A 12,806-nucleotide genomic window follows, 5' to 3' on the forward strand; every position below is an offset into this window, starting at 1 on the left:
CGATGACGGCCTATCTGAAACTCGACCATATCGACAAATCCTTCGCTCGCGGGGGCCAGGTCAGCGAGGTGCTCAGGGATATCAGGCTCACCATCGACAAGGGTGAATTCGTCTCGATCATCGGCCATTCCGGCTGCGGCAAGTCGACCTTGCTCAACCTGATCGCTGGGCTGACCAAGGTCTCCGCCGGCGCGGTGCTGCTCGAGGACAGGGAGGTCGACAGCCCCGGTCCCGAACGCGCCGTGGTGTTCCAGAACCATAGCCTGCTGCCGTGGCTCACCGTCTACGAGAACATCAATCTGGCGGTGTCGAAGGTGTTCGGTTCGACCAAGACCAAAGCCGAGCGGCACGACTGGATCATGCGCAACCTCGACCTCGTGCAGATGGCCCATGCCAGGGACAAGCGCCCGGCTGAGATTTCGGGCGGCATGAAACAGCGCGTCGGCATTGCGCGCGCGCTGGCCATGGAGCCGAAGATCCTGCTGCTCGACGAGCCGTTCGGCGCGCTCGACGCGCTGACCCGCGCCCATCTGCAGGACGCGGTGATGGACATCCATTCCAGGCTCGGCTCGACGACGATCATGATCACCCATGATGTCGACGAGGCGGTGCTGCTGTCCGATCGCATCGTCATGATGACCAACGGCCCGGCGGCGACCATTGGCGAGGTGCTTGCCGTGCCGTTGGCGCGGCCGCGCCGGCGCGTCGAACTCTCTTCCGACCGCACCTTCCTGCGCTGCCGCGAGGCGGTGCTGAAGTTCCTCTACGAACGCCACCGCTTCGTCGAAGCCGCGGAGTAACGCCATGACCGAGAAACTCGTCATCATCGGCAACGGCATGGCCCCGGGCCGCATGCTGGAGCATCTGCTGGAGCAGGCGCCCGGCCGCTACCAGGTGACCATCTTCAACGCCGAGCCTAGGGTGAACTACGACCGCATCATGCTGTCGCCGGTGCTGTCAGGCGAAAAGGCCTTTGAGGAGATCATCATCCACGGCGATGGCTGGTACATCGCCAACGGCATTACCCTCTACAAGGGCCACAAGATCGTCGCCATCGACCGGACAGCAAAAACCGTCACCTCCGATCACGGCGTCACCGAGCCTTACGACAAGCTTGTCATCGCCACCGGTTCGGTGCCGTTCATCATTCCCGTGCCCGGCCACGATCTGCCCGGCGTGCTGACCTACCGCGACCTCGACGATGTGCAGGCGATGCTGCTGGCCGCCCAGTCGCGGGCCAAGGCCGTTGTCATCGGCGGCGGCCTGCTCGGGCTTGAGGCCGCGGCCGGCCTCAACGCGCAAGGCATGGACGTCACCGTGCTGCATGTCATGCCGACGCTGATGGAGCGCCAGCTCGATCCGGCCGCCGGCTATCTCCTGCAGCGCGCGGTGGAAGAGCGCGGCATCAAGGTCATCACCAAGGCCAACACCCAGGCAATCACCGGCAACGGCAAGGTCGAGCAGGTGGAGCTTGCCGACGGCACCGTCATTCCGGCGACGCTGGTGATCATGGCGGTCGGCATCAGGCCGAACGCGGCTCTGGCCAAGGAGACCGGCATAGCCGTCAATCGCGGCATCGTCGTCGACGCCGGCATGCGCAGCAACGACCCCGACATCTACGCGATCGGCGAATGCGCCGAGGTCAACGGCATGGTCTACGGGCTGGTGGCGCCCCTCTACGAGATGGCGCGCGTTGCCGCCAGCCAGCTTGCCGGCGACGAAAAAGCGGCCTTCGTCCACATGGACACGCCGACCAAGCTCAAGGTCACCGGCATCGAGCTGTTCTCGCTCGGTGACTTCGCCGAGGGCGAGGACCGCCAGGAGATCGTGCTGCGCGATGCGGCCGCCGGCGTCTACAAGCGCCTGGTGCTGAAGGACGACCGCATCATCGGCACCGTGCTCTATGGCGAGACGGGCGACGGCGCCTGGTTCAACGACCTCAAGAAGAAGCAGACCGACATATCGCAAATGCGCGATACGCTCATCTTCGGCCAGTCCTACCAGGGGGGTGCCCCGCTGGACCCTATGGCGGCCGTTGCAGCCTTGCCGGATGATGCGGAAATCTGCGGCTGCAACGGCGTTTGCAAGGGAAAGATCACCGGCGCGATCACGGCCAGGGGCCTGACCTCGCTGGACGATGTGCGCGCCCACACCAAGGCCTCCGCCTCTTGCGGCTCCTGCACCGGGCTGGTCGAGAAGCTGATGGTGCTGACCATCGGCGACAAATACAATCCGGCCGCCGTCCAGCCCATGTGCGGCTGCACCGCGCTCGGCCATGACGAGGTCCGCCGGCTGATCATGGCCAAGAGCCTGAAGACCATTCCGGCCGTCATGCAGGAGCTGGAATGGACAACCTCCTGCGGCTGCGCCAAATGCCGGCCGGCGCTCAACTACTATCTCGTCTGCGACTGGCCGGACGACTACGCCGACGACTATCAGTCGCGCTTCGTCAACGAGCGCGTCCACGCCAACATCCAGAAGGACGGCACCTATTCGGTGGTGCCGCGCATGTGGGGCGGCGTCACCAACGCCGCGGAACTGCGCGCCATCGCCGATGTCGTCGACAAGTTCGAGATCCCGATGGTCAAGGTCACCGGCGGCCAGCGCATCGACATGCTTGGCATCCGCAAGGAGGACTTGCCGGCGGTATGGGCCGATCTCGGCCAGGCCGGCTTTGTCTCCGGCCATGCCTATGCCAAGGGTCTGCGCACGGTGAAGACCTGCGTCGGCTCCGACTGGTGCCGCTTCGGCACGCAGGATTCGACGGGGCTCGGCATCCGCATCGAGAAATTCATGTGGGGCTCGTGGACCCCGGCTAAGGTCAAGATGGCGGTGTCGGGCTGTCCCCGCAATTGCGCCGAGGCGACCTGCAAGGATGTCGGCGTCATCTGCGTCGATAGTGGCTACGAGATCCACTTCGCCGGCGCCGCCGGCCTCGACATCAAGGGCACCGAAGTGCTCGGCCTGGTGAAGACCGAGGACGAGGCGCTGGAGCACATCGTGGCGCTGACGCAGATGTACCGCGAGCAGGGCCGCTATCTCGAGCGCATCTACAAATGGGCCAAGCGCGTCGGCATGGAAGAGATCAGGCGCCAGATCATGGACGACGGCGAAAAGCGCAAGGCCTATTACGAGCGCTTCGTCTTCAGCCAGAAATTCGCCCAGGTCGACCCGTGGTCGGAACGCGTCTCCGGCAAGGACAAGCACGAATTCCGGCCGATGGCTTCGGTGGGTTTTGCGGAGGCGGCGGAGTGATGGAGATGATTGCGCCGTTTACCCCCCTCTGCCCTGCCGGCGATCTCCACCGCAAGGGAGGAGATCGGCAGTTTCAGCGTCTTGGCCCTTCGGCCAACGTTGGCGATTGGCGAAAGCCGTCACGACATCCGATCTCCGCCCTTGCGGGGGAGATGTCCGGCAGGACAGAGGGGGGTGCCTGGGCGCATTCAGATCAAGCAAAGGCAGCCCAATGACCTGGATCGCTATCGGCTCTCTCTCCGACATTCCCCGCCGCGGCGCGCGCTGTGTCGACACCCCTGAGGGGAAAATCGCCGTCTTCCGCACGGCGGACGACCAGGTCTATGCCATCGACGACCATTGCCCGCACAAGGGTGGGCCGCTCAGCCAGGGTATCGTGCATGGTGCGGCGGTGACGTGCCCCTTGCATAATTGGGTGATCTCGCTGGAAACCGGCAAGGCGCTCGGCGCCGACGAAGGTCGCGTGCGCACCATCCCGGTGAAGGTCGAGGGCGAGCGGCTGTTCCTGGCGCTCGAAGCGCTGGCCAGCCGCGCGGCCTGACAATGCAGATTGACGAAGCGCGCGAGGTGAGGACCACCTGCCCCTATTGCGGGGTGGGTTGCGGCGTGCTGGCGAAGGTCGCCGCGGACGGTGAGGTAACTGTCCGCGGCGACCCTGATCATCCCGCGAATTTCGGCCGGCTTTGCTCCAAGGGTTCGGCTCTCGCCGAGACCATCGACCTCGACGGCCGGCTGCTCCATCCCGAGATCCACGGCCGCCGTACCAGTTGGGACGAGGCGCTCGACCGTGTCGCCTCGACCTTTTCGCAAACCATCGCCGAGCACGGCCCCGACGCGGTCGCCTTCTACGTCTCCGGCCAGCTGCTGACCGAGGACTATTACGTCGCCAACAAGCTGATGAAGGGCTTCATCGGCTCGGCCAATATCGATACCAATTCGCGCCTGTGCATGGCCTCCTCGGTTGCCGGCCACCGCCGCGCCTTCGGCTCAGACACCGTGCCGGGCAACTACGAGGACCTTGAACTTGCCGACCTGATCGTGCTGGTCGGCTCCAATCTCGCTTGGTGCCATCCCGTGCTCTACCAGCGCATCGCCGCCGCCCGTGAAAAACGGCCGGAGATGAAGGTGGTGCTGGTCGATCCGCGCCGCACCATGACATCGGATATCGCCGACCTGCATCTGGCGATCGCGCCGGATGGCGACGTTGCTTTGTTCACTGGGCTGCTCGCCTATCTCGGCCAGCACAATGCGCTGGACCGCGCCTATATCACGGCGCACACGGCCGGTTTCGGCCAAGCCCTTTTCGCCGCCTCGGCGCTCGACCTTGCCGGCATCGCCGCCGCCACCGGCCTGAGCGAGGACGAGCTTGGCCGTTTCTACAGCCTGTTTGCGGCAACCGCGAAGACGGTGACCGTCTACAGCCAGGGCGTCAACCAGTCGTCCTCGGGCACCGACAAGGTCAACGCCATCATCAACTGCCATCTTGCCACCGGCCGCATCGGCAAACCGGGGACAGGGCCGTTTTCGGTGACCGGCCAGCCCAACGCCATGGGCGGCCGCGAGGTCGGCGGCATGGCCAATATGCTGGCCGCCCATATGGAGATCGAAAACCCCGAGCATCGTGAGAGGGTACAGCGCTTCTGGAATGCACCGGCCGTTGCGCAAAAGCCTGGCCTGAAGGCGGTCGAGATGTTTCAAGGCGTGGCCGATGGGCGCATCAGGGCGCTGTGGATCATGGCCACCAACCCTGTGGATTCAATGCCCGATGCCGACGCCGTCCAAGCGGCGATCAAGGCCTGCCCTTTCGTCGTGGTGTCGGACGTGTTGGCGAGCACCGATACGGTCCGCCACGCCCATGTCCGGCTGCCCGCCGCCGCCTGGGGCGAGAAGGACGGCACCGTCACCAATTCGGAGCGCCGCATCTCGCGCCAGCGGGCGTTCCTGGACCTTCCAGGCGAAGCACGGCCCGACTGGTGGATTGTCGCCGAAGTGGCGAGGCGGATGGGCTTTGACGAGGCGTTTTCGCATGCCTCGGCAGCGGAGATTTTTGCCGAGCACGCAGCGCTGTCGGGGTTTGAAAATGACAGTGCGCGCGATTTCGATATCGGCGCTTATGCCCGGATCGATGGAGAAGACTACGACGCGCTGGCTCCATTCCAGTGGCCAGCGCCGAGCCCAGGCACCCCCCTCTGGCCTGCCGGCCATCTCCCCCTCAAGGGGGGAGATCAGCTATCGCCACCGCTTTCGCCAACCTCGGACATTGCTGAAATGAGCGACGCGCAGACGCTGCCAATCTCCCCCCTTGAGGGGGAGATGGCCGGCAGGCCAGAGGGGGGTGCCTGGGCTCGGCGACCAGAGGGCCCCACCCGCTTCTTCGCCAACGGCAACTTCTACACACCCGACCGCAAGGCGCGCTTCATCGCCATCCGCCCAACGATCGAAACCCGCACCAGCCCGGACTATCCGCTGATCCTCAACACCGGCCGTGTCCGCGATCACTGGCACACCATGACACGCACGGGAAAAAGCCCGCGCCTGTCCCAGCACATCGCCGAGCCTTTCGCCGAAATCCACCCGGCCGATGCTCGGCACTTCGGCATCGGCGACGCCGACATCGTGCGGGTCTCGACTGTTCACGGCGAAGCGCTGCTGCGCGCGCTGGTGACAGCGCGGCAGCGGCCGGGTTCGGTGTTCGTGCCGATGCACTGGACGGATCAGTTCGCCGTCCGCGCCCGGGTCGACGCGCTGGTGGCGCCGATCACCGACGCGATTTCAGGCCAGCCGGCCTCGAAGAACGTCGCCGCGCGCCTGGAACGCTTCGCTGCCGCTGCCTTCGGCTTCGCGGTGCTCGCCGAACGGCCGGCTTCGATCGACGCCGATTACTGGAGCCTCGCCCGCTGCGCCGCCGGCTGGCGCCTTGAGCTTGCGCTGCAAGGCGGCCGGGACTGGACGATGTTCGCCGCCTCGCTCCTCGGCGACGATGCGCAGGGCGAGACGCTCGCCTATCATGACGCTGCCGGCGGGCACTATCGTTTCGCCCGCTTTGCAGGCAGCCGGCTGGTCGGCGCGCTCTATCTGGCGCCCGGCCCGGTCGCGGTGTCACGTAGCTGGGTCGCGGAGCAGTTGGGCGCGGATCATGCCGATCGGCGCGGACGGCTGGCGATCGTGGCGGGGCGGCCGGGCGGCAATCACATCGACCGTGGCGCCGTCGTCTGCTCCTGTTTCGGGGTCGGCGCCAATCAGATCGCGGAAGCGGTGCGCGGCGGCTGCGCCAGCGTCGCGGCGATCGGCGCCGCTCTGGGCGCCGGCACCAATTGCGGCTCCTGCCGCGCCGAGATCAGAACCATTATCGACGCGCGCCGCCTGCAAGCGGCGGAGTGAAGGCGCGCCTGCCGTTGGATGTCCCGCGGCGGGGAACGGTTCCGCCATGAAGGCAATTTCCGAAAGCCTAGAGCCGGATGATTTCAGGTCAAGTCGACCTGAAATCTGAATCCGGCTCTAAATCAAAGAGATAGAGCATGATGTCGTCCGAAAACCGCTTCACACTTTTCGGCATCATGCTCTAGTCACCGCGCTTCCTTGACGCTTACCAGCCATTTACAGACGGTGGGCTACCAACATTCCAGTTCGATTCGCCGGGGACAAGGCATGAGCAAGGCTCTCACCTCATTTGCACTGGTCGCCGTGCTGACGGCTTTGCTGATGGCGCTGAGCCTGGCGGTAGCCAGGCATGGCTATCCCTATGGCGCAATCGGCGCCAAACGCCTGGACGACATTGCCGATGCCGGGATTTTCATCCCGCTTGCCGCGGTGTATTTTTTCAGTGCGCTGCTGATGATGATCCTGCCCATCAGGGCGGCCGGCATCGTTCTGACAAACGCCGCGGATGCCATCTTCTGGACGGTGATCGTGTTGTTCGCCACCATCATCGGCTGCCTCGCCGCCAGATGGGCTTTCGGCCAGGCTGGTGCCCTGACGGCGCTGCTGAACTGGCGCTTTCTGTTCGTGGCGGCCGTCGTGGCCTGCCATCTCTTCATGAATGAGCTGCGCCGCAATATCCTTCTGAGAAGTCTGTTCTTTGTCATTTTCGCCGCGGCGACGCTGGCCTGCCTGTTCTGGTCTTTCGCAGTGTGAGATGCGCAGCATATGTCTGCCGAACAGCAGAACTTTACCGTCCGGCGGTCTTGCCGTGTGGTGGCCAGTGGTCCAGATAGACGGCAACCGAACGGCTAGGAAGACTGCGACATGACCCTGTTTCGAAAGAACCTCATCGATGGCGAGTGGGTGGGCGAGCCCGGCTCCCGCAACATCAATCCATCCAACACCAGCGATGTCGTCGGCGAATATGCTTCCGCCGGCGCCGAGCAGGCCCGGCAAGCCATTGCGGCGGCGAAAGCGGCGTTTGCGGCATGGTCACGTTCCGGCCCGCTGGTACGCCATGCAGTGTTGAGGAAGGCATCGGACGAGATCACTGCGCGCAAAGATGAAATCGGCCGGTCCCTGGCGCGCGAGGAAGGCAAGACTTTGGCCGAGGGCATCGGCGAGACCGTGCGCGCCGCCCAGATCTTCGATTTCTTCGCCGGCGAGGCGCTGCGCCTGTCGGGCGAGTTGGTGCCGAGCGTGCGGCCGGGTGTCGGCGTCGAGATCACGCGTGAAGCGGTCGGCGTCGTCGGCATCATCACCCCATGGAACTTCCCGATCGCGATTCCCGCCTGGAAGATTGCTCCGGCACTCGCTCACGGCAACACCATCGTCTTCAAGCCGGCCGAGCTGGTCCCGGAGAGCGCCTGGACCATTGTCGATATCCTGCACCGCGCCGGCCTGCCCAAGGGCGTGCTCAACCTCGTCATGGGCAAGGGTTCGGTGGTCGGCCAGGCCATGCTCGACAGCCCGGACCTCAATGCCATCACCTTCACCGGCTCGGTCGGCACCGGCAAGCGCGTCGCCGCGGCAAGCGTCGAGCATATGCGCAAGTTCCAGCTCGAAATGGGCGGCAAGAACCCGCTTGTCGTGCTCGACGATGCCGACCTGGCCGTTGCCGTCGACTGCGCGCTCAACGGCGCCTTCTTCTCGACTGGCCAGCGCTGCACGGCGTCGTCCCGGCTGATCGTTACCGACGCCATTCACGACCGCTTCGTCGAGGCGCTGAAGGACCGCATGGGCAAGCTGGTCGTCGGCGATGCCCTCGATGCGAAAACCCAGATCGGTCCGGTCGTCGACGACAGCCAGCTGAAACAGGACGAGGACTACATCGCCATCGGCCGCAAGGAAGGCGCCGATCTCGCTTTCGGCGGCGAGCGGCTCGATCGCGACACGCCCGGCTTCTACCTGCAGCCGGCGCTGTTCACCGGAGCCAGCAACGCGATGCGCATTTCACGCGAGGAGATTTTCGGACCTGTCGCCAGCGTCATCCGCGTCAAGGACTATGATGAGGCGCTTGCTGTGGCCAACGACACGCCTTTTGGGCTGACCTCGGGCATCTGCACGTCGAGCCTCAAGCACGCTACGCATTTCAAGCGTAATTCGGAGGCGGGCATGGTGATGGTCAACCTGCCGACGGCGGGCGTCGACTTCCATGTCCCCTTCGGTGGCCGCAAGGGATCGAGCTTTGGCCCGCGCGAACAAGGCCGCTACGCGGCGGAATTCTATACCACAGTGAAAACCGCCTATACATTTGCCGGCTAATCAAGCTCGGCAAGTATCACGCACGGATCAGGCAGGCCGGAAGACATTCAAAAATGCCGGCCTGACCTGGCTCGCCGCACAAAGTGCGCGGCAAGTTTATAGGATCGACAACCCGTCACCACGGAACATGCAGTATCTCGAGCTTGGGAAGGCCGACCGGCCTGATGCCCAGATCGTTGGCGAGGGCGCCAAAGCCCTCGGTTTCGATCAGGTCGCGATAGGGGATTTCCGGAAACCGCAGGCCGCCACGATGCAGTGCGGCATCGACAAGTAGCATGGTTGCGCCGACGCCATCGAGACCGATGCTGTCGAGATGCCTGATATCGCTCAGATGTAGCCGGGCCATCGAATAGGCAGGCGGCTGGTAAAGACCGCCGCGTATGTCGCGATAGTAGCGATAGTTCTTTTCGGGCTGGGTGGTGACGAAACTATTCAGGTCGAAGCTGTCGCCGCCGGCGATCTTGACGCAGTTGGGAACGACGATGCGATGCCCGGCTGCGATCAATTGGTTAGCGACATCGCTCGGGAATCGCCAGACATCGATGTCGATCCACAGCGCCCAGGCGTCGTCGGTAGCCAGACCTTGATCAATCAAATGGTTGCGTATCTTGGCAATGGCGCTGCGTCTTTCGCGCTGCTGCCGCGGTCTTGCCCGCTTGTCCCGGTCAAGGCTTGTGCCCAGATGTTTTTGCAGCAGGACAATGCCGCGGTAGCTGGTGGCAAGCGGCGCCGTTGCCGCCTTCAGCCTGTCCCAACTGCCATCGGAACTGTCGCCTTCGCAAAAGACCAGCTTGATCCTGTTCTTGGGATAGTCGAGCCTTTGCAAGGCATCGAGAAATGGCTGGATATGGTCGGCCGCATCGCGAAGCGGCACCAGTATGGCAATGTTCGAGCCCGAAGGGCGCCCCGCAGAAAGCGCCGCCTGGCTGACGCCCGCTTTCGCCGCGGCCTCGTCAAGATGGGCGCCGCGTGTCAGATGGTGCCAGAACCGGTAAGCGTGATTGCGAAGCTTGTCCCGCCACCGCGTCGCGGGCCTTGCCGTCCACCATGTGCCCGCCCAGTGATGGATCGACAGCGTCGGCGTGCCATTGCCGGCTTGCGTCTCCATCCGCCCGGCCGAGTCCATTGGCGCGAACAAGGCGTTCGGATGAATGGCGAAGGCCGTCTGGTCGCGATAGCCGAGCTGCGCGGAGGTCAGCACGCAAGGGCCGGTCGCATCGAGCGCTTCCTTGGCGTGGACCAATCCCGGCAACAGCGACAAAAGCTGCAGCCAGAAGGGGTGCCGGGGCGGGCTCACCATCGTGCCGTTGAACAGCAGGTAGGGCAGCCCTCGAAACTTCGCCTGGACGAGTTCGTGCGAAGCCGGCTCGGTGCAGAGCACGATCCGATCCTCGCCCATGATCGGATCGAAAGGCGCCACGCATTCGCAGTCGATATCGGCGTAGACCCCGCCAAAATGGTAAAGCAGCAGGTAGCGTGCCGCATCGGCGCGCAGCACCCCGTGCGAATAGCTGCAGAAGGTCGGCAGGAAATCCGGATAGTGCTCGGCGACGAACTCGAGCAGCATCCGGTCGTTCCAGAACATGATCGTCCAGCCGGGATGGTGCCGTTTCCAGCTCTCGACGTAGCCCTGGAAGCGGGCAGGGACGCTGTCGGTCCTCCAGGTCTGGTGCAGGATGGTGGGGATCATCGGCAGCTCATCGATCGGCGGTTGCAAAGGGCGTCATGTGCCGGCATCGTCCAGCCCAAATCCCGCACTAACGGCGTTGCTTATGGCCGCCGGGCCAAACCTGGACCATACGCTTTCATGCGCGCGGGCGCGCTGCCTCGCCATGCTCATGCGGTCCAGGCAAAGCTCGATAGCCAGGCCGGCAAGGCCCTCGTCCGTATCAGACAGCAACACCTCTTCACCGTCGACCATATCCAGGCCTTCGACCGCCAGCGGTGTCGCGATCACCGGAATGCCCCAGGCCATCGCTTCCAGGATCTTGATGCGCGTGCCGCCACCCGCTGAAAGCGGAATGATGCTGAGATGCGCGCGGGCCAGCAGCGGCCTAAGATCGTCCGGATTCTCGACGAGGTCGACGCCTTGCAGCCCGCTCAGCGCCTTCACGGCCGGTTTGGGGTATCGGCCGGCAAGAACCAGTCTCGCCATCGGAAGCCTTTCCTGGATGCGGGGCAGGATGGCGCGGGCAAGACGCCCGGCGGCATCGATGTTTGGCTGGTATCCGAGATGGCCGATGAAGAGAATGACCGGAAAACTTTCGGACATTGCTGCCTCCGCTGGCAGGTCAACCGCAATGTCCTCGAAACGAGGGATGCCGTTCGGAACAATATCGATCGGCACCTCGCGCCGGGACAGTGCCGCCAGTTTGTCGTGGTCGAGGCGTGAGCAGACCCAGGCCCTGTCGACGATGCCGAGCGCCTTTCTTTCGAGGCGCCTGACGCCATAGGCGGCAGGCGTCGATCTTGTCGTGTCGGCGCCCTGCAACTGCCCCGCCAGATCGGATTCGACATTGTGCATGTCGAGGATGAGCTGCCCCGCCAATGGCCGCAAGGGTCGGAGCAGCTTGAACAAGGCAATGCCCTCGACGACGATGCTGTCCGGTTCAAACGCTCGGATAATTGCCTCCAGACGCTTCAGCGCGGCGCGCGAAATTCGTTTCTCGGCGCCTGTTCTCCACCAGCCGATCGAGGCCGTGCGAGCTTCTCCCGCGAGCGTCAAGGCCGCCGTTCGAATGCGGGTGTCGGCCGGTTTCGACGGATCGGGCTGAGGCCGGATCGAGACGAGGCAGACAGATCCCAGTTCCGCCGCGGCCACTGCGTTGCCATGGTTCCTCAAATCCGCGCCCGAGACGGGGGGAAAAGCCGGATCATAGCAGAGCACCAGCGTGCGCCGCTCCTTGCCGCGGTTGGGGGCGGGGCGTGAAAACCGTGTGTCTGGCACATGCCCTTGAACCAGGTTCCCGAAGTGGATGCGGGCGCTGTACTGAAAGGCCTTCCAGCTTCGGCCGGATATTTTGTGGGCACGAACGGCGCGCATCATGGCCGCCGCGTCGGCGTACATTTTGTGCCTGATCAGCTGCCGTGAAATTCGTTGCGCTATCCAGGCTTTTCGCCACTGTAGGGCATTCCTGTCGACGCCCAGGCCCGCCAGCCTGTCCAGTTCAAGCGCTATGGCCAGAAAAGTCCGGCGCGGCGCACTGATGAAGCGCTGTGCCATTCTGGCTTCGTCGTGATGATAGAGCAGCACTGGTGCCGAAATCGTGGCTGCATCGTAGCGCGCGAGCATCGCGACCCAGTAGCATGTGTCTTCGTCGAGACCGATCGCCGAGGGAAAGCGGATGGCGGCTGTCGCTGCTGTCGAAATCAGCGCGCTTCCCATGGCGATCGGCCAGAGTTCGTTGCGAAGATATCGCCGGGCGTTTTCGGTTCTGTCGCTTGTGTAGCCATGCGGCGCCTTGAGCTTGTCAGGCCGCCCGCGCGTGCGACGGATGCTGGCCCCGATCGCCAGGCCTGCACCGGGATTGCGTTCAAGCGCATCGTACAGCAGCGACAGGCCTCCCCTGATCAACTCGTCATCGGCATCGAGGAAGAATATCGACTTACCCTTGGCTTGCGCGATGCCGACGTTACGCGCGGCGCCGGCACTGCCAAGCCGGACATTCACGACCTCAAGCGGCAATCCGTATCGTTGTGCGCTCTCGGTCGCTTTCGTCGCGGTCCGGTCGTCCGAACCGTCGTCGATCAGAAGGATTTCGCCGATCAGGTCTCTGTCGGGGATCAGACTAAGCAACGCGGCATCGATCGTTGCAGCGGCATTCCTTGCCGGGATGACGACCGTGACCTCCAATCGCGTTTCCCCG

Annotated in this window: 8 protein-coding genes; 6 read left to right on the top strand and 2 right to left on the bottom strand. The window is 64.2% G+C overall.

Going from position 1 to position 12,806, the window contains the following annotated elements; all coding sequences use genetic code 11:
* Positions 1-2 precede the first annotated feature (2 nt).
* From C9427_RS11065 to C9427_RS11095, 6 genes are all read left to right on the top strand, one after another.
* Positions 3-800: an ABC transporter ATP-binding protein gene (locus tag C9427_RS11065; RefSeq protein WP_107649192.1), complete on the top strand. Its 798-nt coding sequence runs from the start codon at positions 3-5 to the stop codon at positions 798-800.
* 4 nt (positions 801-804) lie between these two features.
* A complete protein-coding gene (nirB, locus tag C9427_RS11070; protein ID WP_107649193.1) occupies positions 805-3,255 on the top strand; it encodes a nitrite reductase large subunit NirB in 2,451 nt (816 codons plus the stop codon).
* Positions 3,256-3,466: 211 nt separating this feature from the next.
* The gene (gene nirD, locus C9427_RS11080) at positions 3,467-3,796 is read left to right on the top strand and encodes a nitrite reductase small subunit NirD (protein ID WP_107649194.1); all 330 of its coding nucleotides are present in this window, start codon (positions 3,467-3,469) and stop codon (positions 3,794-3,796) included.
* 2 nt (positions 3,797-3,798) lie between these two features.
* On the top strand, positions 3,799-6,636 hold the full coding sequence (locus tag C9427_RS11085; RefSeq protein ID WP_107649195.1) for a nitrate reductase: 2,838 nt from the start codon (positions 3,799-3,801) through the stop codon (positions 6,634-6,636).
* A gap of 267 nt (positions 6,637-6,903) precedes the next feature.
* The gene (locus C9427_RS11090; protein WP_107649196.1) at positions 6,904-7,389 is read left to right on the top strand and encodes a hypothetical protein; all 486 of its coding nucleotides are present in this window, start codon (positions 6,904-6,906) and stop codon (positions 7,387-7,389) included.
* A 111-nt stretch (positions 7,390-7,500) separates the two neighbouring features.
* Positions 7,501-8,940: an aldehyde dehydrogenase family protein gene (locus C9427_RS11095; RefSeq protein ID WP_107649197.1), complete on the top strand. Its 1,440-nt coding sequence runs from the start codon at positions 7,501-7,503 to the stop codon at positions 8,938-8,940.
* A 115-nt stretch (positions 8,941-9,055) separates the two neighbouring features.
* Here the strand turns inward: C9427_RS11095 and C9427_RS11100 are convergent, their stop codons facing one another.
* Positions 9,056-10,630, bottom strand: coding sequence for a glycosyltransferase (locus C9427_RS11100; RefSeq protein WP_107649261.1), 1,575 nt, complete (start codon positions 10,628-10,630; stop codon positions 9,056-9,058).
* 33 nt (positions 10,631-10,663) lie between these two features.
* Positions 10,664-12,793: a glycosyltransferase gene (locus C9427_RS11105; RefSeq protein ID WP_245437047.1), complete on the bottom strand. Its 2,130-nt coding sequence runs from the start codon at positions 12,791-12,793 to the stop codon at positions 10,664-10,666.
* Positions 12,794-12,806: the final 13 nt, after the last annotated feature.

The sequence above is a fragment of the Mesorhizobium helmanticense genome (assembly GCF_003034915.1).
GTDB classification, from domain to species: Bacteria; Pseudomonadota; Alphaproteobacteria; order Rhizobiales; family Rhizobiaceae; genus Mesorhizobium; species Mesorhizobium helmanticense.

What these genes read in the sequence shown, in the direction of transcription:
- C9427_RS11100 (WP_107649261.1), bottom strand. Translation starts at nt 10,630, where the DNA reads ATGATCCCCACCATCCTGCACCAGACCTGGAGGACCGACAGCGTCCCT.
- C9427_RS11085 (WP_107649195.1), top strand. Translation starts at nt 3,799, where the DNA reads ATGCAGATTGACGAAGCGCGCGAGGTGAGGACCACCTGCCCCTATTGC.
- nirD (WP_107649194.1), top strand. Translation starts at nt 3,467, where the DNA reads ATGACCTGGATCGCTATCGGCTCTCTCTCCGACATTCCCCGCCGCGGC.
- nirB (WP_107649193.1), top strand. Translation starts at nt 805, where the DNA reads ATGACCGAGAAACTCGTCATCATCGGCAACGGCATGGCCCCGGGCCGC.
- C9427_RS11095 (WP_107649197.1), top strand. Translation starts at nt 7,501, where the DNA reads ATGACCCTGTTTCGAAAGAACCTCATCGATGGCGAGTGGGTGGGCGAG.
- C9427_RS11065 (WP_107649192.1), top strand. Translation starts at nt 3, where the DNA reads ATGACGGCCTATCTGAAACTCGACCATATCGACAAATCCTTCGCTCGC.
- C9427_RS11090 (WP_107649196.1), top strand. Translation starts at nt 6,904, where the DNA reads ATGAGCAAGGCTCTCACCTCATTTGCACTGGTCGCCGTGCTGACGGCT.